21 protein-coding genes, 2 pseudogenes and 1 riboswitch are annotated in these 19,890 nt (G+C 68.5%); of the genes and pseudogenes, 9 read left to right on the top strand and 14 right to left on the bottom strand.

What is annotated here, in order from left to right; genetic code table 11:
* Positions 1–224 precede the first annotated feature (224 nt).
* From ACFHW1_RS27365 to ACFHW1_RS27375, 3 genes are read right to left on the bottom strand one after another with little or no spacing between them, the layout of a single operon-like run.
* Positions 225–860 (bottom strand): dihydrofolate reductase family protein, encoded by a 636-nt coding sequence (locus ACFHW1_RS27365; RefSeq protein ID WP_416569468.1) that lies wholly within the window; start codon positions 858–860, stop codon positions 225–227.
* On the bottom strand, positions 860–1,369 hold the full coding sequence (locus ACFHW1_RS27370) for an SRPBCC family protein (protein ID WP_416616475.1): 510 nt from the start codon (positions 1,367–1,369) through the stop codon (positions 860–862). Before ACFHW1_RS27370 ends, ACFHW1_RS27365 begins: the two co-directional genes overlap by 1 nt.
* Before the next feature lie 3 nt (positions 1,370–1,372).
* Positions 1,373–1,714, bottom strand: a complete 342-nt coding sequence (locus tag ACFHW1_RS27375; protein WP_416592248.1) for an ArsR/SmtB family transcription factor — start codon at positions 1,712–1,714, stop codon at positions 1,373–1,375.
* A 117-nt stretch (positions 1,715–1,831) separates the two neighbouring features.
* Here ACFHW1_RS27375 and ACFHW1_RS27380 point away from each other — a divergent pair, with 117 nt between their 5' ends.
* From ACFHW1_RS27380 to ACFHW1_RS27390, 3 genes and pseudogenes are all read left to right on the top strand, one after another.
* Positions 1,832–2,170: a type II toxin-antitoxin system RelE/ParE family toxin gene (locus ACFHW1_RS27380; RefSeq protein WP_416616476.1), complete on the top strand. Its 339-nt coding sequence runs from the start codon at positions 1,832–1,834 to the stop codon at positions 2,168–2,170.
* Between the two features lie 2 nt (positions 2,171–2,172).
* Positions 2,173–2,472 carry a helix-turn-helix domain-containing protein gene (locus tag ACFHW1_RS27385; protein WP_416592246.1) on the top strand — a complete coding sequence of 100 codons (300 nt, stop codon included), beginning with the start codon at positions 2,173–2,175 and terminating at the stop codon, positions 2,470–2,472.
* A gap of 83 nt (positions 2,473–2,555) precedes the next feature.
* Positions 2,556–2,831: pseudogene (locus tag ACFHW1_RS27390) on the top strand (helix-turn-helix domain-containing protein); the annotation flags it as partial.
* 35 nt (positions 2,832–2,866) lie between these two features.
* Here ACFHW1_RS27390 and ACFHW1_RS27395 read toward each other — a convergent pair.
* The gene (locus ACFHW1_RS27395) at positions 2,867–3,055 is read right to left on the bottom strand and encodes a hypothetical protein (RefSeq protein ID WP_416592250.1); all 189 of its coding nucleotides are present in this window, start codon (positions 3,053–3,055) and stop codon (positions 2,867–2,869) included.
* Positions 3,056–3,331: 276 nt separating this feature from the next.
* A riboswitch (cobalamin riboswitch) is annotated at positions 3,332–3,542 on the top strand.
* A gap of 140 nt (positions 3,543–3,682) precedes the next feature.
* On the opposite strand from ACFHW1_RS27395, the gene ACFHW1_RS27400 reads away from it, so the two are divergent.
* Positions 3,683–6,028, top strand: a complete 2,346-nt coding sequence (locus ACFHW1_RS27400) for a ribonucleoside-diphosphate reductase subunit alpha (RefSeq protein WP_416616478.1) — start codon at positions 3,683–3,685, stop codon at positions 6,026–6,028.
* Complete coding sequence (locus ACFHW1_RS27405; protein ID WP_416557276.1) at positions 6,025–7,119, top strand: ribonucleotide-diphosphate reductase subunit beta; 1,095 nt, start codon at positions 6,025–6,027, stop codon at positions 7,117–7,119. The genes ACFHW1_RS27400 and ACFHW1_RS27405 overlap by 4 nt, the downstream gene beginning before the upstream one ends.
* A gap of 49 nt (positions 7,120–7,168) precedes the next feature.
* On the opposite strand, the gene ACFHW1_RS27410 is transcribed toward ACFHW1_RS27405, so the two are convergent.
* The 6 genes from ACFHW1_RS27410 to ACFHW1_RS27435 all read right to left on the bottom strand — a co-directional run bounded on the left by ACFHW1_RS27410 (position 7,169) and on the right by ACFHW1_RS27435 (position 14,987).
* Positions 7,169–8,485 (bottom strand): aspartate aminotransferase family protein, encoded by a 1,317-nt coding sequence (locus ACFHW1_RS27410; protein ID WP_416557277.1) that lies wholly within the window; start codon positions 8,483–8,485, stop codon positions 7,169–7,171.
* Complete coding sequence (locus ACFHW1_RS27415; RefSeq protein WP_416616480.1) at positions 8,482–9,876, bottom strand: aminotransferase class III-fold pyridoxal phosphate-dependent enzyme; 1,395 nt, start codon at positions 9,874–9,876, stop codon at positions 8,482–8,484. Before ACFHW1_RS27415 ends, ACFHW1_RS27410 begins: the two co-directional genes overlap by 4 nt.
* On the bottom strand, positions 9,876–11,441 hold the full coding sequence (locus ACFHW1_RS27420) for an aldehyde dehydrogenase family protein (RefSeq protein ID WP_416616482.1): 1,566 nt from the start codon (positions 11,439–11,441) through the stop codon (positions 9,876–9,878). Before ACFHW1_RS27420 ends, ACFHW1_RS27415 begins: the two co-directional genes overlap by 1 nt.
* 248 nt (positions 11,442–11,689) lie before the next feature.
* Complete coding sequence (locus ACFHW1_RS27425; protein WP_416616484.1) at positions 11,690–12,601, bottom strand: glycine betaine ABC transporter substrate-binding protein; 912 nt, start codon at positions 12,599–12,601, stop codon at positions 11,690–11,692.
* A gap of 167 nt (positions 12,602–12,768) precedes the next feature.
* A complete protein-coding gene (locus tag ACFHW1_RS27430; protein ID WP_416557281.1) occupies positions 12,769–13,656 on the bottom strand; it encodes an ABC transporter permease in 888 nt (295 codons plus the stop codon).
* Positions 13,653–14,987 carry a quaternary amine ABC transporter ATP-binding protein gene (locus ACFHW1_RS27435; protein ID WP_416557282.1) on the bottom strand — a complete coding sequence of 445 codons (1,335 nt, stop codon included), beginning with the start codon at positions 14,985–14,987 and terminating at the stop codon, positions 13,653–13,655. Before ACFHW1_RS27435 ends, ACFHW1_RS27430 begins: the two co-directional genes overlap by 4 nt.
* Before the next feature lie 1,134 nt (positions 14,988–16,121).
* Between ACFHW1_RS27435 and ACFHW1_RS27440 the strand changes: the two genes are divergently transcribed.
* Positions 16,122–16,823 carry a hypothetical protein gene (locus tag ACFHW1_RS27440; protein WP_416592187.1) on the top strand — a complete coding sequence of 234 codons (702 nt, stop codon included), beginning with the start codon at positions 16,122–16,124 and terminating at the stop codon, positions 16,821–16,823.
* A gap of 134 nt (positions 16,824–16,957) precedes the next feature.
* Here the strand turns inward: ACFHW1_RS27440 and ACFHW1_RS27445 are convergent.
* Together ACFHW1_RS27445 and ACFHW1_RS27450 are read right to left on the bottom strand one after the other, a co-directional pair.
* Positions 16,958–17,086 (bottom strand): annotated as a pseudogene (locus ACFHW1_RS27445) (helix-turn-helix domain-containing protein); the annotation flags it as partial.
* A gap of 20 nt (positions 17,087–17,106) precedes the next feature.
* Complete coding sequence (locus tag ACFHW1_RS27450; protein WP_416557284.1) at positions 17,107–17,250, bottom strand: hypothetical protein; 144 nt, start codon at positions 17,248–17,250, stop codon at positions 17,107–17,109.
* Positions 17,251–17,615: 365 nt separating this feature from the next.
* On the opposite strand from ACFHW1_RS27450, the gene ACFHW1_RS27455 reads away from it, so the two are divergent.
* The 3 genes from ACFHW1_RS27455 to ACFHW1_RS27465 all read left to right on the top strand — a co-directional run bounded on the left by ACFHW1_RS27455 (position 17,616) and on the right by ACFHW1_RS27465 (position 18,518).
* Positions 17,616–18,059, top strand: coding sequence for a hypothetical protein (locus ACFHW1_RS27455; RefSeq protein WP_416616486.1), 444 nt, complete (start codon positions 17,616–17,618; stop codon positions 18,057–18,059).
* Positions 18,060–18,092: 33 nt separating this feature from the next.
* Positions 18,093–18,215, top strand: coding sequence for a DUF397 domain-containing protein (locus ACFHW1_RS27460; protein WP_416616487.1), 123 nt, complete (start codon positions 18,093–18,095; stop codon positions 18,213–18,215).
* Positions 18,216–18,383: 168 nt separating this feature from the next.
* Positions 18,384–18,518, top strand: a complete 135-nt coding sequence (locus ACFHW1_RS27465) for a hypothetical protein (protein WP_416616488.1) — start codon at positions 18,384–18,386, stop codon at positions 18,516–18,518.
* A 144-nt stretch (positions 18,519–18,662) separates the two neighbouring features.
* Here ACFHW1_RS27465 and ACFHW1_RS27470 read toward each other — a convergent pair whose 3' ends face one another.
* Positions 18,663–19,016: a DUF6086 family protein gene (locus ACFHW1_RS27470; protein WP_416557287.1), complete on the bottom strand. Its 354-nt coding sequence runs from the start codon at positions 19,014–19,016 to the stop codon at positions 18,663–18,665.
* Positions 19,013–19,890 (bottom strand): polymorphic toxin-type HINT domain-containing protein (locus ACFHW1_RS27475; RefSeq protein ID WP_416616489.1); only part of this gene is annotated, 878 nt, incomplete at its 5' end. The genes ACFHW1_RS27470 and ACFHW1_RS27475, both read right to left, overlap by 4 nt.

Below are 19,890 nucleotides of genomic sequence, written 5' to 3' on the forward strand. Positions count from 1 at the left end.
CACCCTCGGAGCAAGCCGATCACGTGATCGGCGACTCCCTCACGCCCGCCGCACCACCCAACACAGAAATGATCGACCAACATACAGCGGCAACCGCGTCGGTGGATCGAGGCAAGGCTGTGCGGGAGATCGAAATCGTCCCGCACAAGAGATTTTAGCAGCCAGTTGGCCGAACCACGCTCCCACGAACGAAGTTCCTTGCCCACGGGGGAAGTACTGCCTAACTACCGGGGGTGGACGGCGTAGGTCAGGTGCGTCACCCGTGTCGATGGTTCCGAACGGATCGGCTCCAGCGCGACCTTGGACGCGTCCACGCCATCGAACAGGCGGGTACCGCCACCGAACAGCACGGGCGCGAGCGCGATCGAGAACGCGTCGACCAGGCCGGCGTTCACGTACTGCAGGATCGTCTCGCTGCCGCCGGCGATGCGGACATCCCGGTCGCCGGCAGCCTCGCGGGCCTGGTCCAACGCACGGTGAATGCCGTCGTCGACGAAGTGGAAGGTGGTGCCGCCCGGCCGCTCCCACGGGTCACGCCTGTTGTGCGTGAGCACGAAGACCGGAGTGTGGAAGGGCGCTTCCGCTGGCCATGCCTGCTCGCCGAAGTCGAACATGCGCCGGCCCATGATGCTCGCGCCGGTGCGCTCGAACGTTTCCCGGGCGATGTCGTTGTCGCGCCCCTCCTCGCCGCCGTCGCCCAGCTTCAGGTTCTCCCGGAAGAACCGCAGCGGGAAGGCCCACGCCTGCAGCTCCATCCACTGCGCCATCCAGCGCTCCAGTTTCGGGTCCTGCTCCTGCTGCTCGGGCGCGCTGAAGCCGTCCAGCGACATCGACACGCTGAAGAACACCTTGCCGGCCATCAGCGACCCTCCTCCTGCCGCTGGGTGAGTTCGGCCACGTAGGCCGCCAGGTTGCTCAGCGTCTGCTCGCCGCCCTCAATCGCGTGGTACTTCTCCACGGCCTGGTCGCGCAGCTCGCGGGTGGGGAAGGCGGTACGCATCACGATCCGGGTCGCCGCACCGTCCGGAGCGAAGCCCAGGGTCGACTCGAAGGCGTTCGGGTCATCGCAGGACTCGCCGTGCAGCAGGGCGATCCGCTGCGGTGGGACGATCTCGGTCCAGGTGATCCATTCGGAGTAGTTGGTGCCGTCCGGGCCGTGCATCACGAAGTCCCACTCGCCGCCGACCCGGAACTCGAAGGACCGCGTGGTGGTGCTGAACCCCTCCGGACCCCACCACCGTGACAGGTGCCGAACCTCGGTGAACGCCTCGAACACCAGCTCCAGTGGGGCGTCGATGACCCGGGAGATCACGATCTCCCGGTCGGCCGTCGCCGGCTCCGCCGATGTTTCCCGCTCTGCTCCTGCCATCGGTCACTGCTCCTGTCGTGTCTGCTTGAGGTCCTGCACGTAGCTGTCCAGCCGGTCGAAACTGCCGTTCCAGAACTCCTCGAACCCGCCGACCCACTCGTGGATCGGCCGCAGGCCGCCAGCGTCCAGGCCGTAGAGGCGCTGCTTGCCCGACTCGCGGACCCGCACCAGCCCCACCTCACGGAGCACCCGCAAGTGCTTGGACGCCCGTGGCTGGCTCATCCCCAGCTCCCGGGCCAGGTCGGTCACCGGCCACTCGCCCGCCCGCAGCAGCGCCAGGATGTCCCGGCGCTGCGGCTCGGCGATCGCGTTGAAGACGTCCGACGTCGTCGCTGCTCGTGCCACGGCAGCCATCATATTCCCATAACAGAATGCGTCAAGTGGGTCGCGCAGTCAAGCTGACGTCGGGCCAAGCTGTGGCCGCCGTGCTACTATAGCATCTATGCTATAGCCTGGGGTGTCGTGGAGCTGGAACCGGAAGCAGAGAAGTGGTTGGAGAGTCTGCCGAGTGCCCTGTTCGCCCGAGCCGCGTTCTACGTCGACCTGCTGGCCGAGCAGGGGCCGCTACTGGGCGAGCCTTACACGAAGCAGCTTGATCGGAAGCTCCGTGAGTTGCGGTTCCACCTTGAGCAGCACGCGGTAAGGGTCACCTACTGGATCGAGTCGGGAAGGCGGATCATCTTGCTGACGGTCTTCTTCAAGACCCGGATGCGCGAGGATCGGGAGATCGACCGGGCGCGTCAGGCGCTGGCGCGGTGCATCAACGAGGCACACCAGGTTGAGGGCAAGGAGGAGGTCTAGCCATGGGTGAGGGTGGCGGCTGGGCTGCGATGCGGGAGCGGCGGTTGGCTGAGCCGGAAGCCGCCGAGGCGTACGAGGCGACGCGGTTGGCATTCGAGCTCGGTCGTTCGGTGCGTGAGCTGCGCGAGCGTCGCGGTTGGAGTCAGACGCAGCTGGCCACGGCGTCGGGGATGACGCAGTCTGCGGTGGCCCGGTTCGAGGCTGGCGGGACCGTGCCGACACTCGTGGTGCTGGAGCGACTGGCAGCGGCGCTGGGAGTGAGCCTGAAGGTCGGCTTCGAGCCCCGCGACGCCGCTGCCTGACGCAGGCTGACAGCAGATCAGTGGTGGAGTCTGCCCAGCTGCGAGATCGATCGAGGAAAAGGTGCCATGCAGGAGGTGAGGCCGTGACGAGCTACACGCGCTGGAGTGACGTCCGGAGTGCCTACGTCGAACGGGCCGGTGGCGAGGAAGCGGTCGAGGCCGGCAAGCGGGAACTGCTGGCCACCGTCGTCGGGCACCGCCTCGCCGAGGTACGCAAGGCCCGAGGCCTGACCCAGCAACAGGTCGCCGACCGGATGGGCGTCACCAAGGGCCGGGTTTCCCAGATCGAACAGGGCAAGATCTCCGGGCAGGATGTCGTCGCCCGCTACGCCGCCGCGCTCGGTGGCCGGCTTCACCAGAGGTGTACGGCGGATTCACTGCCTCCCTTATGGATTCAGCCTTGCCAGCCCGGCAGGATTCCCGGTAGCGGTTCGCGCTGCGCGGCGATGTCGGGTGCGATGACGAACGACAGGGTGATCAGCGCCACGGTCGACACGCTGAAGCCGACGACCAGGCCCACCCGGCACCGTCGGGGCCGTCGCCGGGGCCCGACGGTGAGAGCCCAGATGGCCTGGCTGCTCACCGCCGCGATCCCGAGCATCGGCAGGTACGGGGTGCGTGGCGAGGTGATCCCGGCCAGGGTGTTGTTCAGGTCGAAGACCGCACCGGCCGCAGCCCGGTCGCCTGGATGCTGAGCACCCCGACGACGCCGACGAGCAGGGTGCCGAGCACCGCCTCGTACAGACCCCATAGCACGCTTCTCACCCGATGCACCCTCCTCCTCGTACCCGGTGCGACCCGACGCCGCGACACGCCGAACACAGTATCTGGTGTTGCGTCTTCTGGCCCGTACCCATATATGGTGTACCCCGCAGCTGGTTCGGCCGCCCCTCGGTGGTGGTCGAGGCAAGAGGGAACCCGGTGTGAGTCCGGGACTGCCCCGCAGCGGTGAGTGGGAACGACCGCCGTCACCAAGCACTGGACCCGCGGCGGGTCCGGGAAGCGACGGCCAGTAGGTACGAGCACGACGCCCACGAGTCCGAAGACCTGCCAGCGTGCCGCACGCGTCGCGTGCGGTGGTCGAAGGCCGCGCGGGACGGCCGACGCCGACGACCGGTCCACACCGGCGGAGCAGACCGCCAGGTGGGCGACCGGTGGCGTCCTCCCCGTGTGTCCGTCGACCGGTGGACAGGCACGACAAGGGGAACCGATGCAGGTACGCAAGCGCAACGGCGACACCGAACCGGTGGACGTCAACAAGATCGTCAAGGCGGTCGAACACTGGGTCGCCGACCTGGCCGAGGTCGACCCGCTGCGGGTGGCGACCCGGACGATCAGCGGACTGTACGACGGGGCGACAACCGCCGAGCTGGACAAACTGTCCATCCAGACGGCGGCGGAGCTGATCGGCGAGGAGCCGCAGTACTCGAAACTGGCGGCCCGGCTGCTCGCCGCCTACGTGGACAAGGAGGTCCGCGGCCAGCAGGTGGCCAGCTTCAGCCAGTCCATCCGCTACGCCCACGGCCTAGGGCTGATCGGCGACGACACCGCCGCGTTCGTGGCCCGCAACGCCCGCAAACTCGACGACGCCGTCGACGGCGACGGCGACGGCGACCTGCGCTTCGAGTACTTCGGGCTGCGTACGGTGGCCGACCGCTACCTGCTGAGGCATCCGCAGACCCGGCTGGTGGTGGAGACGCCACAGTACTGGCTGCTGCGGGTGGCATGCGGGCTGTCCCAGACGCCGGCCGAGGCGGTCGACTTCTACCGGCTGATCTCCAGCCTGGCCTATCTGCCCAGCTCACCGACCCTGTTCAACTCGGGCACCCGGCACACCCAGATGTCGTCGTGCTTCCTGGTCGACTCGCCGCGCGACGAGCTCGACTCCATCTACGAGCGCTACCACCAGGTGGCGAAGCTGTCGAAGTTCTCCGGCGGGATCGGCATCTCCTGGTCGCGGATCCGTGGCCGGGGCGCGCTGATCCGGGGCACCAACGGCAGGTCGAACGGCATCGTGCCGTTCCTCAAGACGCTCGACGCCGGGGTCGCGGCGGTCAACCAGGGTGGCCGCCGCAAGGGCGCCGCCTGCGTCTACCTGGAGCCGTGGCATCCGGACGTCGAGGAGTTCCTGGAGCTGCGGGACAATACCGGTGAGGACGCCCGGCGTACCCACAACCTGAACCTGGCCAACTGGATCCCGGACGAGTTCATGCGCCGGGTCGAGGCGGACGCCGACTGGTCGCTGATCGACCCGTCCGACGCACCGGAGCTGCCCGACCTGTTCGGCGAGGCGTTCGACGAGGCGTACCGGGCGGCGGAGAAGAAGGCGGTCCGGACGGTCAAGGCCCGCGACCTGTACGGGCGGATGATGCGCACCCTGGCGCAGACCGGCAACGGGTGGATGACGTTCAAGGACGCCGCGAACCGGCTGTCCAACCAGACCGGTGAGCCGGGCAACACGATCCACCTGTCCAATCTGTGCACCGAGATCCTGGAGGTCAACAGCGACGACGAGACCGCCGTGTGCAACCTCGGGTCGATCAACCTCGGCGCGCACGTCACTGCCGACGGCGTCGACTGGGACAAGCTGCGCGCCACGGTCCGTACCGCTGTGGTGTTCCTCGACCGGGTGATCGACATCAACTACTACCCGGCGGCGCAGGCGGCGGCGTCGAACCCGCGCTGGCGGCCGGTAGGGCTGGGGCTGATGGGCCTGCAGGACGCGTTCTTCACGCTGCGGCTGCCGTTCGACTCGGCGCCGGCCCGGGAGTTGTCCACCCGCGTCCAGGAGGAGGTCTTCCTGACCGCGCTGGAGACCTCCGCCGGGCTGGCCGAACGGTTCGGCCCGCATCCGGCGTACGCCGAGACCCGGGCCGCCCGGGGCGAGCTGCACCCGGACCTGTGGGGTGCCGAGGTCGGCCAGCCCGAGCGGTGGGCCCGGCTGCGGTCGACGATCGCCGCGCACGGTCTGCGGAACTCGCTGCTGGTCGCGATCGCGCCGACCGCGACGATCGCCTCGATCGCCGGCTGCTACGAGTGCATCGAGCCGCAGGTGTCCAACCTGTTCAAACGCGAAACCATGTCCGGGGAGTTCCTGCAGATCAACACCTACCTGGTCGGCGAGCTGAAGGCGCGCGGGCTGTGGACGGCACCGGTCCGGGAGCAGATCAAGCGGGCCGAGGGGTCGGTGCAGGGCGTCGCGGACCTGCCCGCCGATGTGCGGGAGCTGTTCCGTACCGCATGGGAGCTGCCGCAACGGGCGCTGATCGACCTGGCCGCCGCCCGTGCGCCGTACGTCGACCAGTCGCAGTCACTGAACCTGTTCCTCAGCGCGCCGACCATCGGCAAGCTGTCCTCGATGTACCTGTACGCCTGGAAGTCCGGGCTGAAGACCACCTACTACCTGCGGTCGCGCCCGGCGACCCGGATCCAGCAGGCCACCGTCGGCATCGCGCCGACCGCCGGGCCGACCCCCGGGCCAGTCATCGCGACCAGCGACGACGAGGCGTCGGCCTGCTCCCTGGAAAACCCCGAAACCTGTGAGGCCTGCCAGTGACCACCGTCTCCGAAACCGCCACCGTCTCCGAAACCGCCACCGCCACCGCGACCGCCGCCGCCAGCGACGCGACGACCGGCGCGGATCGGCGGCAGCTGCTGCTCGACCCCGGCATGGATCTGACCCTGCGGCCGATGCGGTATCCGCAGTTCTTCGACCGGTTCCGGGACGCGATCAAGAACACGTGGACGGTGGAGGAGGTCGACCTGCACTCCGACCTGCCGGACCTGGCCAGGCTGTCGCCGGCCGAGCGGCATCTGGTGTCCCGGCTCGTCGCGTTCTTCGCCACCGGCGACACCATCGTCGCGAACAACCTGGTGCTCAACCTCTACCAGCACGTCAACTCCCCGGAAGGCCGGCTCTACCTGTCCCGGCAACTGTTCGAGGAGGCGGTGCACGTCCAGTTCTACCTGAACCTGCTGGACACCTACGTGCCGGACGAGCGGGAGCGGTTCGCGGCGTTCGCGGCGGTGGAGAACATCCCGTCGATCGCCCGCAAGGCCGAGTTCTGCTTCAGATGGATCGACTCGATCTTCGAGCTGCGGGAACTGCGTACCCGCGCCGACCGGCGGGCCTTCCTGCTCAACCTGATCTGCTTCGCCGCCTGCATCGAGGGATTGTTCTTCTACGGCGCCTTCGCCTACGTGTACTTCCTGCGGTCCCGGGGTCTGCTGCACGGTCTCGCCTCGGGCACCAACTGGGTGTTCCGCGACGAGTCCATGCACATGGCGTTCGCCTTCGACGTGGTGGACACGGTCCGCGCCGAGGAGCCGGACCTGTTCGACGCCGAGATGCAGCAGCAGGTCAAGGACATGTTGGCCGAGGCGGTGGAGTGCGAGGTGCAGTTCGCCGCGGATCTGCTCGACCAGGGCGTGTCCGGGATGTCGTTGGCCGACATGCGGGAATATCTGCAGCACGTCGCCGACCGGCGGCTCGCGGTGCTCGGCATCGAGCCGATGTACGGCAGCCGTAACCCGTTCGCCTTCATGGAGTTGCAGGACGTGCAGGAGCTGTCCAACTTCTTCGAGCGGCGGGTGTCGGCGTACCAGGTCGGGGTGACCGGCTCGGTGACCTTCGACGACGACTTCTGACCCGCGTCCCGGCTCGGGCCGGCGGGGCCGGCTGTTCCGCGAAGGTCGGCTACCCCGCCTCGGCCCGCTCCGTCACGGTGCGGATCGCCGCCGCCGTGCCGACCGCGATCTCCTCGACCTCGTCGGCCGAGACGACCAGCGGCGGGCCGAGCAGGATCACGTCACCGTCGACGCCGTCGGCGCAGCCGGTTCCGCTGTAGAGCAGCAGACCGGCGTGCCGGGCGGCGGCGACGACCCGTTCGGCGACCCGGGCGGTACGGCTGAACGGCCGCGCGGTCTGCCGGTCGGCGACCAGTTCGACGCCGACCAGCAGACCGCGCCCGCGGATGTCCCCGACGTACGGTGAGTCGGCCAGCTCCCGGCGCAGGGCCCGGCGCAGCGACTCGCCGGCCCGCCGGCCGGCCGCGACGAGGTCCCGCTCGCGCAGCACCCGCAGCACCGCCCGGCCGGTGGCCGCCCCGACCAGGTGGTGCGAGTAGGTGAACCCGTGGGTGAAACCGGTGCGCGCGATCGTGTCGTGCACCGGGCCGGCGGCGACGGCCAGCCCCAGCGGCCAGTAGCCCGAGCTGGCTCCCTTCGCCGCGACCAGGATGTCCGGGCGTACCCCCCAGTGGTCGACGCCGAACCAGGTGCCGGTGCGGCCGAAGCCGGTCATCACCTCGTCGGCGATGAGCAGCACCCCGTACCGGCGGCAGACCTCGGCGACGGCCGGCCAGTAGTCGTCCGGCGGGACGCAGGCACCCAGCCCGGCCCCGGCGATCGGCTCGGCGATGAACGCCGCGACCGGCCGGGTCCGGCACAGTTCGGCCAGCGCCGCCGCGTGCCGCGCCCCGCAGCCGACCGGATGGATGTCCGGGAACGGGCAGCGGTACTCGTACGGGGTCGAGGTGTGCACCGCCTGCCCCAGCCACGGCAGGTACGGCGCACGCAGCCCGGCCCGGCCAGAGGCGTCCAACGCGCCCCGGGAGTTACCGTGGTAGGAGCCGACCCGGCCGACGACGAGGTGCCGGTCCTCGCCCCGGGCCAGGTGATAGGCGCGGGCCATCTTCAGCGCGGTCTCCACCGCCTCGCTGCCGCCGGAGACCGGGAAGACCAACGGATCGTCCATCGGCAGTACGGCCGCGAGCTCGGCGGCGTACTCCTCCAGCACGTCGGCGCGGAACATCGAGCCGTGCGCGTACGCGACCGCGCCGGCCTGCTCGGCCTGCGCCCGGACCACCTCGGTGACGCCGTGACCGACGCCGACGACGATCGCCCCGGCGGCGGCGTCGAGGTAACGCTTGCCGGTGGTGTCCCACAGCTGCGCGCCGGACGCCGAGGCGATCCGTGGCGCGTCGTCGGACACCCGGCCGAAGACGTGGCTCATCCCGGTACGGCGACGGCCCCGCCGGCTTCGATCTCTCCGCCGGCTGCGACCTTTCCGTCGCCGGCGGCCTGAACGTTGTCGGCGGCCTGAACGTTGTCGGCGACCTCGGCGACGGCCGCGCCGAACAGCCGTAGACCGGTCTGCGCCTGGGCCCGGGTGATCACCAGCGGCGGCGACATCCGTACCGCGTTGGGGCCGGCCTCCAGCACCAGCAGACCGCGACTGAACGCCGCCTGCTGCACCTGGCCGGCGATCTCACCGGTGGGGAACTCGACGCCGATCATCAGGCCGACCCCGCGCACGTCGACGACCAGCCGGGGATACGCCTGCTGCAGCTCGCGCAGCCCGGCGAGCAGGAACTCACCCTGCGTGGTGGCGTTGTCCAGCAGGCCCTCCTCCTGGATGACCCGCAGGGTGGCGAGGCCGGCGGCGCACGGCACCGGGCTGCCGCCGTAGGTGGAGCCGTGCGCGCCCGGACCCCACGCCTCCATCAGCTCGGACCGGGCCAGGAACGCACCCAGCGGCAGGCCGGAGGCGATGCCTTTCGCGCTGATCAGGATGTCCGGCTGTACGCCGGTGTGCTCGATCGCCCACATCCGGCCGGTGCGGCCCATGCCGCACTGCACCTCGTCGGCGACGAGCAGGATCCCGTGCTGGTCGCAGATGCGCCGTAGCCGGGCGAGCCAGCCGGCCGGCGGCACGATGAAGCCGCCCTCACCCTGGATCGGTTCGACGAAGATCGCCGCGACCTCGCTCGGATCCACCTGGTGCTCGAACAGCACCTCCTCGATGAAGTCCAGCGACGCCGGGGCGTAGGGCGCGTGCAGCACGCCGGGCAGCAGCGGGCCGAATCCCTTGTGGTACTTGGACTTCGACCCGGTCAGCGTCATCGCCCCGTAGGTGCGGCCGTGGAACGATCCGTAGAAGCTGATCACGTACTGCCGGCCGGTGGCGTACCGGGACAGCTTCAGCGCGCCCTCGACCGCCTCGGCCCCGGAGTTGGTCAGGAAGACCCGTACCGGGCCGTGCATCGGTGCGGTCTCGGCCAGCGCCTGGCACATCTGTCCGTACATCGGCAGGTAGAAGTCGCTGGCCGAGTAGTGCAGCAGGGTCGCGGCCTGCTGCTGCACCGCCTCGACGACGCTCGGGTGGCAGTGGCCGGTGGAGGTGACGGCGATCCCGGCGTTGAAGTCGAGGAACAGGTTGCCGTCGACGTCCTCGACGACGGTACCGTGGCCGCGCCGGGGCGCGATCGCGTAGGCGCGGGGCAGCGACGGGCTGGTCACCGCCCGGTCGCGGGCCAGCACTTCGCGGGCCTGCGGTCCGGGCAGTTCGGTGACCAGGTGCGGTTGCGGGCGGTCCGGGTCGAACCAGTCGGGGGTCGTCGTCATCAGGCCACCACCGTCTGCGACTGCTCGCGGAGGAACTGCTGCAGGTAGTACGGGCCGCCGCCGGCCTTGCCGGTGCTGCCGGAGCCCTTCCAGCCGCCGAACGGCTGCACCCCGGGCCAGGCGCCGGTGGTGGCGCCGGCCGGCCGGTTGACGTAGACGACGCCGGCTTCGATCCGGTCGAGGAAGTGGTCGATCTCGCCCTGGTCGGTGGAGAAGAACCCGGCGGTCAGGCCCAGCGGCACGCTGTTGGCCCGGTCCAGGCCCTCGTCGACCGAGTCGACCGGGCTGACCGCAACGAACGGCACGAACAGCTCGCGCTGGAAGAGGTCGTCGTCGGGCGGTACGTCGGCGACGACGGCCGGTGCCAGGTAGTAGCCGTCGGGGCGGCCGTCGACCCCGGCGAGCACCTGGCCGCCGGTGACCACCCGGCCGACGGTCGCGGCGTGTGCGACGGCCTCGCCGTAGCGGCGTACGGCGGCGGCGTCGATGACCGGACCGAGGTACGTGTCACGGGCCAACGGGTCGCCGACGACCAGCGACTCGGCCCGCTCGGCGAGTCGGGTGACGAACTCGTCGTGGAGTTCCCGCGCCACGTACACCCGGGAGCAGGCCGAACACTTCTGGCCGGAGAAGCCGAACGCGGAGCGGGCGACGCCGGCGACCGCCCGGTCCAGGTCGGCCCGGGCCGAGACGATGGCGGCGTTCTTGCCGCCCATCTCGCAGACGACGGGCCTCGGGTACGCGCCGGTGAACGCCCGGATGATTGACATGCCGGTCTCGTACGATCCGGTGAAGGTGAGGCCGCCGACGCCGGGGTGCGCCACCAGTGCCCGGCCCGGGTCGTCGCCGCCGGGGAGGAAGTGCGCGACACCGTTCGGCAGCCCGGCGTCGACCAGGCACTCGAAGAACTTCCAGGCCGAGAAGGTGCCCTGCAGGCTGGGCTTGAGGACGAGGGTGTTGCCGGCGACCAGTGCCGCGCCGGCCGGCCCGGCGGTCAACGCCATCGGGAAGTTGAACGGGCTGATCACCGCCCAGACCCCGTACGGCTTGAGCACGCTGCGGGTGGATTCGTTGGCGGCGATGGTCGCCATCGGCTGGTCGAAACCGTGATGATTGTCGTACATGTCGCAGTAGTAGCGGATCAGGTCCGCCGATTCCTCGACGTCGCCGAGCGCCTCCAGCCGGTTCTTGCCGACCTCCATGCTCATCAGCGCGGCGTACTCGTTGGAGCGCTCGCTGATCAGATCGGCCGCCCGGCGCAGCACCGCGACCCGGTCCGGCCACGGGGTCGCGGCCCAGCCGGGTGCGGCGGCGCGGGCGGCGGTGACCGCCGCGTCGACGTCCTGGTCGGTGGCGGCGGTGACGGTGGCCAGTTTGAGCGTCACGTCGCCGGGGCTGACCAGCTCGGCCGGGTCGACCCCGGGCCGGGCGGTGCCGTCGACCACCGGGGTGAGGCGCTGGCCCAGCCAGGCCCGCGCCCGGTCCGCGCCGTCCTCGTACGCCGTGTGCAGGTCCTCGTTGTCAGCGGACAGGGTCGCGTAGGTGACCCGGAAGCGTGCGGCCACGGAAAACTCCTTTCGGCGGGACGGCACCCCGGTGAGGGGTGGCAAAAATTCCAGACATCATCGCTTCATGCAGGAAAATCTACTGCGCACCGCGCATCAGAAGCAAGAACTTCTCCACCGAGCAGCGCTGCTGCCGGCCTGCCGGAGGCTGCTGCCGGGCTTACGACAGACGGGACCGGGGTGCCCGGACCGGCCGTCAGGCCAGCCCGGACACCCCGGTCCGCGGTGTTTCGGTCAGTCGTTCCGGGTCAGGAGACACCCAGGGTGGACAGGTAGTCCGGGTTCTCCGACAGCCACGCCTCGACCGCGGCCGGCTCGTCACCCTCGTGCACGTTGAACATCAGGTCCTCCAGCGAACCGAGCTGCTGGTCGTCCATCTGGAACTTCTCCAGCATCGCGGTCACCTCGGGGAAGTCCGCGCTGAACCCGGTCCGGGCCAGCGTGGTGATCTCCTCGGCGGTACCCAGGGTGCCCTCCGGGTCGGCCAGGTCCTTCAGCTCGTAGTTCGAGTAGGCCCAGTGCGGGTGCCACAGGGTCACCACGATCGGCTCCTCGTCGCCGATCGCGCTCTGCAGCGCGGCGAGCATCGCCGGGGTGGACGAGGTCCGCAGCTCGTAGTCGTCCAGCCCGTAGGTCGGCATGACGTTGTCCTGGGTGGCGGCGGTCAGACCGGCACCCGGCTCGATGCCGATAATTTCGTTGTTGAACAGCTCGGCGTTGTCGGCCAGGTCCGCCAGCGAGTCCACCCCGTCGACATAGGCGGGGACGGCGATGCTCAGGCTGGCGTTGTCGTACCAGACCCCGATCGTCTCCAGGTCGCCGCTGTACTCCTCCATGTAGGAGGCGTGCGTCTGCGGCAGCCAGCCGTCCAGGAACAGGTCGATGTCGCCGGAGGCCAGACCGGAGTAGACCACGCCGGCTTCGACGTTGGTCAGCTCGACCTCGTACCCCTCGGCCTCAAGGATGTTCTGCCACAGGTAGGAGGCGGCGATCGCCTCGTCCCAGGCCATGTAGCCGATGGTGATGCTCTTGTCGACGGCGTCGGAACCGTTGTCGCTGCTGGTGTCGCTGCCGGCGTCGCTACCGCAGGCGGCGACTCCCAGGGCCAGGGCGGCGGTGGCCGCCACTGCGGCCCGGCGTAGCGGGTTGTTGCGGAACATTCGTTGTCGTCCTTCCATCGTGTTGCCCTACACCGGCGTACTCGCGGCAGCGAGGCAGGGCGCCGGCACCGGTGACCCTCCCTGCGGGATCTCGGTTCGGATACGGTGCAGCTCTGGTTCGGTTTCGGGTCGGTCCGGTCTCGGGCCGGCCCGGTCGGACTTGCGGGTCAGGCTTCCTGCAGCGCCCGCTGGGCCTTCGCCGACCGGGTACGGGCCCCGATCGAGTCGGTCAGCCGGTCGAGCACCACCGCCAGGATCACCACGGCCATGCCGCCTTCGAAGCCCTGGCCGACCTGGAGCCGGGCGAGTGCGGTGTTGATCACTTCGCCGAGGCCGCCGGCCCCGACCATCCCGGCGATGACGACCATCGACAACGCCAGCATGATCACCTGGTTGACCCCCTGCATGATGGTCGGCAGGGCGAGCGGCAGCTTGGTACGGAGCAGGACCGCCCAGGGCGACGCGCCGAACGCCTCACCGGCCTCGATCACCTCGCGGTCGATCTGTCGCAGACCCAGCTGGGTCAGCCGGACCCCCGGCGGCATACTGAACACCACCGTAGCGATCACCCCGGGAACGGCGCCAATGCCGAAGTAGAAGATCGCCGGGATCAGGTAGACAAACGCCGGCAACGTCTGCATCAGGTCGAGCACCGGACGGGTCACCGCCGCCGCCCGCTGGTTCTCCGCGATCAGGATCCCGAGCGGGACCGCTATCGCCAGCGACAGAGCACTCGCCACCAGCACCAACGCCAGCGTACTCATGGTCTCTTCCCAGTAGGGCATGCCGGCGACGATGCCGAGCCCGACGGCGGTGCCGATGCCGAACTTCCACCCGCGCAGCCACCAGCCGAGCGCCGCGAAGATCAGCACCACGACGATCGCCGGCGGTGCGAGCAGTACGTCGACCAGGGGATCCACCAGCGACTCGACGAATGTCGAGATCCCGTCGAAGAGCGCACCCAGGTACTCGGTCGTCCAGTCGACGACGGCCTCGAACGCCGAGCCGATCTTGACGTACGGGAGGATGCTGTCAATGCCGTCAGCGGCGTTCATGAACGGTCTCCCTCCGGGCTCAACACTGCATCAGCCGGGGCCGCCTGATCGGGGACTGTCGCGGTGATGGTGCCCACCTCGCTGGTGCTGGTCGGCTCGGCGTCGTCGCCGGTGCCGTCGCTGGTCCCGTTGCCGGCGTCGCTGCCGATGCTGCCGAGCGCGGTGAGCAGGGTGATCCGGGGGATCACGCCGGCGAGCCGGCCAGTGGCGTCGGTCACCGCGAGCGGGTGCGAACTTTCCGCACAGGGGGTGAACAACTCGGCGACCGGGGTGTCTTCCCCGGCGACCCGGACGTGGTCGGTGGTCACCACGTCCTGCAGGTTCCGCCGGCCGTCGCGGACCGCCTGGTCGACGACGTCGTCGGAGACCGTGCCGAGGAACTGCTTGTTTTTTCCTGTGACATAGATCGCGGAGGTCTGGGTCTCCCGGAGGATCCGGGCGGCGACCCGGGGACCGGAGTTGACGTCGACGACGCCGAGCGGTCGCTCCATCACCGATGAGGCGGTGAGGATGCGGGTACGGTCGACGTCCGCCACGAACTGCGCGACGTAGTCGTTCGACGGGTCGGTGAGGATCTCCTCGGCGGTACCGAGCTGGACGATCCGGCCGGAGCGCATCACGGCGATCCGGTCACCGAGGCGCATCGCCTCGTTGAGGTCGTGGGTGATGAAGACGATCGTCTTGCCGAGCTGAGCCTGCAGGTCCAGCAACTGGTCCTGCACCTCGCGGCGGATCAGCGGGTCGAGGGCGGAGAACGCCTCGTCCATCAGCATGATGTCGGTGCCGGCCGCCAACGCCCGGGCCAGGCCGACCCGCTGACGCATCCCGCCGGACAGCTCCTGGGGCAGTTTGTCCGCCCAGCGGTCCAGACCGACCAGGCGCAGTGCCTCCATCGCCCGCTCCCGCCGCTCGGCGCGGGGCAGCCCGGCCGCCTCCAGCGCGTAGCCGGCGTTCTCCAGCACCGAGCGGTGCGGCAGCAGCGCGAAGTGTTGGAAGACCATGCTGACCTTCTCGCGGCGTAGCTTGCGCAGCGCGGCCGGCTTGAGCTTGGTGAGGTCGACGCCGTCGATCTCGACCGAGCCGCCGGTCGGGGTGAGCAGGCCGTTCAGCATCCGGATCAGGGTGGACTTCCCGGACCCGGAGAGCCCCATCACGACGAAGATCTCGCCGGGCCGGACCTCGAAGTTGGCGTCGACGACGGCTGCGGTGGCGCCGCCCAGGTTCGCCGGAGCATCGGGTTGGCTGGTTTTGAGGCGCTCGAGCGCCTTGTCAGCACGTTTGCCGAAAATTTTGTACAACGATTTCACGACGATTGCGGACACGATCTCCATTCCAACGAATGTCGTGACGCTGGTCCCAATCGACGCACACGGCAGGTGTTCATCGACCGAAATCGAGTCGTCGGACGGTCGGTGGGCAAGTCAAACCAGGTCTGTGGTGGGGGTTTGCACTCGACCATACCCGACGGTCTGCCACGAACGAAAAACATCCCCGTACGGGATGTTTCGGACATCTCGCACGGGGTGTCTGGGGGCGGTGCTGCCATTCCAGCTGTTCCATTGTCGACGGTATCGCCACCGAATCAGGTATATGTGCTGGCGGTACGGCAAAGCGCACGCCGCGCTCGTTGGCCCGAAATGCGAGGTATGACGAGGAACCTCCGGTTATCCCGGGGGTAGAGCCCCTGACCTGCGGCGGCAACGCCCAAGGACGCCCGGCGGAGGGCCCATGCTCGCAGGTCGCCGCACCTCGCCTCATAGACCTGGATAACAATCCGTCGGTAACTGGGTGGGCCACTGCTGATCTGCGGAATAAGCGGCGGGAGCGACGGTTCGGATTGAATACAAACTTTTGACAGTGAATCAATTATCGAGTTTCGTAGAATGTGCTGGCAGGATATGGGGAGTGTGGCTCCGAAGAAGGGCGGGGTCGATCCCGGTCGAGGGCCGCTGCTCGATCGTCTCGAATGGTCGGTGCAAATGAGCGGGCAGGGGTTTGCGTGGCGATGAGCGCGCTGTCGTCTCTGAGCCGCCACCGCCCTGCCCCGCCCTGCCCCTTGCCTCTGCGGCTCTGCCCCCTGCCTCTGCCGCCCTGGCGCCGCGCCCGATGAGCCCCCCCCCCCCCCCCCCCCCCCCCCCCCCCGCGAGGCCGCTGCCTCCGACTACTTCCCGACCCACAAGCCGTGCTGGCCCACTTGCACTTCGCAGCCCGAAGGCGGTTCTGGAGATGGGCATCTTGAACGCGCCGTGATTCCAATCTGGTGGATGATCGTCACGTCGGTGATCGACAGTATCCCTGGCCGGCGGCATCGTCTGGTGATGATCACTGCGGGCGCATTGTCCCCGTCGAACGGCAGAATCCTGCGGTGGATGCTCACCGCCGGCGGAGCCGGGATCAGCAGGGTCGATCCGGTCTCTTGCCTGATTGTCCCGCATAAGCGGGCAAAACCGCCTATAGTTCTGTCTATGCTTAGTACTCGGGCGAGAATCCGGCACGCCATCGGTGACCAGCGGGTCATCCGTGTCCAACGGCTCGTGGCACCTGTCGTGCGCCGCAACCTGACCCTGCTGGCCAGGGTCTACGACACCGACAAGGGTCGCGGACACGGCTACGCCGCGCTGTACGAGCGGCATCTCGGCGACCTCCGCGACCGCCCGATCAACCTGCTCGAAATCGGCATCGGCGGCTACGACTCCACCACCTGGGGAGGTTCGTCGCTGCGCACCTGGCGGGACTACTTCCAGCGTGGCCAGATCCACGGCCTCGACATCGCCGAGAAGCAGATCGACGAGCCGCGAATCCACGTTCACCGCGGCGACCAGTCCGACCAGACCTACCTGCGGGAGCTCGGGCGCCGGTACGGGCCATTCGACGTCGTCATCGACGACGGTAGCCACGTCAACGCGCACATCCGGGCATCGTTCGACGCACTCTTCGTCGACCACGTGCGACCGTCGGGCTTCTACATCATCGAGGACATGTCGACGGCCTACCTCGACGAGTACGGCGGCGGCCCGCCCGGAGACCAAGGCACATCCGTCGGACTCGTCCAGAGCCTCTGCGACGACGTGAACCGACGGCACTGGGCCGGGTGGCACGGACGGCCCGCCCTACCCGTGCGGGCCGTCCACGTCTACGAGAAGATCGCCTTCGTCCAGCACGGCTGACCACCGGCGGAGCTGCAGTGGACATCGACGACGCGGCGGCGGTCAGCCGAGTCCCTTGACGCCCGGATAAGCCGTGTCCGAAAGAACCTGTACGGCGGTACCTGCGGCGGAGGTAGAGGGGTGGTACACCCGCAGCGGATGCCGCGTTCGACCTTGTCGACCCACGAGTGGGGTTTGCCGATCCGGTCGGCGAAGACCTGCTGGGTCAGGCCACGCCGGGCGCGCAGTTGGGCGATCCGCCGGCCGATGGGTAGTTCGGCGATGCGGTGGCGGCCGGGCGCGGTCATCGGTGCATGCTCCGGTGGATCTCCTCGGTGGCCGCGCCGCAGCGCGGGCACCACCGGGACTTGACCCGGAACGCGAACAGGCCGAGGAGGAAGCCGGGCATCAGACCGGCGAACACGATCGGTAGCAGTCTGGCGATCACAAGCACTCTCACCTTCTGGCGAGGCCGGCGGGTCGGAGCGTTACCGCGCTCCGACCCGCTGGCCCGTTTTACCGGAATCGGATTCGGGTCATCGCCGGAATCCGATGTGCCCAGTTGACCTCAGTCGGGTGGTGACAGGAGGGGGTGCGCGTGGTGCGCATCGGTGCGGATCGGTGTCGGGGCAGCCTGCCGGACACCAGGTCCGCTACCGTGCGTGGGAGCGACCACTACGGGTGAAGGGTCGATGCGGTGGCAGTCAGCGGGGACGGGATCAGGCGCTTGTTGGCCGAGGCGGGCTGGCAGCCTGAGCAGTCGGCACGATCCTCGACCTGCGTGCCGCTGAGGCGTACGCCAACAACCACGCCGTGGCCGACACCCGCCGTGCGCTCGACAGCGCCTTCGACCGGCTCACCGACGGACGTCCGGAACACGGCGACCCCGGCTGGGCGTACTGGATCAACGAAGCGCAGGCCCACGCCCAGGCCGGCTACTGCTACGTCAAACTCGAAGACTGGACCCGCGCCCGCGAACACCTCCGGGCCGCGCTACGACTCCAGGACGACGAGTACAGCCGCGAAGGAGCACTACGCAACGCCCTGCTCGCCACCACCTACGTCCGGCAGGACCAACCCGAACTGGACAAGGCACTCGCCCTCGGCGACCAGGCCGTCCAGACCCTCACCGGGCAGGTCACCTCCGCCAGGTGCGTCAAGCACGTCCGCAACCTCGTCGGCGTACTCGGCCCCTACCGGCGCACCCCCGCCGTCCGCCGATTCTGCAACGACACCAAAGACCTCATCGCCACGTGAGTAGGCCAGCAGCCATCAGACGAGGGAGCGAGCATGGAACATAACACCTGGCGCACGTCGAGCCGGTCCGGCAGCAACGGCCAGCGCGTCGAGGTCCGCGACCGGGGCACCCAGATCGACGTACGCGACTCCAAGCCCCCGCCGCCGGCACGCTGACCTTCGCCCCCACCGCCTGGACCACCTTCACCACCACCCTCAAGTCCGACGGCACCCGCCCGTAACCCCTGGCTCCCCCTGCTCGTGGCGACTCTCCACACGGGCCGCCACGAGCGCACCAACTGCGTCAGTCACGGCCCGATGATGGTTACCGAGCCGGGAGGCAGCATGCGCCGACGGAGGTACCTGACCCTGCTCGTCTCCGCACCGATGTCGCCTGCACACGAGTGGATCATCGCCCAGCAGTCGGCCGATGTTGCATCGGCGACCGGCAAGCAGGTCACTCATCCCGGCCTTACCTGACGCACCGCAACCATGATCGACCACCTACACTTCACCCCTGGCAACCGAGCCATCACTCACGATGCTTGGTGCCGCGCTCAACAATTACCAGACACCCCAGGAATCTGTAGGCTTGAGGTCACTACCGGATGTAGTCCATTTGTCTTACATCGACTTAGATATTTCACCGATCTTTTCCCGTAGAGCTGAATTATCCTTCAAGGTTTCAGGAATCGCGATGGATCCGCGCTCCGCGATGACCAGAGAGGTCAAAAGGAGACCTTCAATCAGTTCCTTGCGAACGGGGTGCCGACTGGCCCCGTAAAACTCCGAGAGGGAGTCGATGAATCGAGAAAACGCTATCGAGTCGACCTCGCAAGTGTCGTTTTCGGCAGGCTTCAGTCCGCTGTCGACGCCTAGCATCGATGCCACCTTTTCCGTCAAGGCAACATAGAGCAGCCCAGTCTGCAGAGCAGGATCCCAGACATCGTCACCTGAGATTGTAAAGTAGTAGCTCACTCGGCGAACTCCAACCGCAAATCTAGCCCCGGATGCTCTTGGCGCAATCGAGCGAAGCGCTCCTGCAGGGCGGATCGGAATCTGGGATCAACGCCAGGCCTCGTAAATCTAAATCCTATCGGTGCGTTCTCGTATCCACCGAGGTGCTGGCGTGCTCGAATGTACGCGCCAAGCTTTTTGTCTACATGCTTAGCCATCCACGATTCATCACCGAATATCGCACTTTTCTCCTCCCATAGCACCCCGCCGTCAATATGATCGATGTCGGTAATGCGATTCCCGGATTCTGGATCGTAGACATCGTGATCACGGGCACCCTCCAGCTCACAACTGCTGTTGTGCACGAGAACCGGCATATCACCGGCTACTACATGGTACGTGTGGACGTGGCTGATGGTGAGGTTGTAGACGACGGCTCGTGGGACGGTCCTGCGGTGGATTGCGGTGATCTGTACCCAGGTGCCGGTGCTGGTGTGGAGCCATTGGCCGGGTTGCAGGTGGGTGGCGTCGATCCACTGGTCGAGTTCGGGGACCCAGAAGGGGTGTCCGTCGGTGGCGGTGATCTCGGCGGTCTCCGGGCCGTGCTGGCCGTCGGTGTCGATGGTGATGGTGACGAGGTGTTTGACGCCGTCGCCGGTGATGGTGGCGGTGACGGTCTCGATGCTGGTGGTGCCGGTCTCGGGGTCGGTAGCGATCACGGTGTCACCGGGCTTGACCTGCTCGATCGGCGTGGTGGTGCCGTCGGCCATCAGGACCTTGGTGCCGGGGGTGAAGCTGTTGTTCAGCGGGCAGCTGTCGGCGGGCTTGCCGCCTCCGCCGCTGGCGCCGCCGTTGGAGCGGGTGCTGGCGCCGGTGTTGCCGCCGGGTTTGGAGG

This window comes from Micromonospora sp. LOL_014 (assembly GCF_048060245.1).
Classification (GTDB): Bacteria; Actinomycetota; Actinomycetes; order Mycobacteriales; family Micromonosporaceae; genus Micromonospora_E.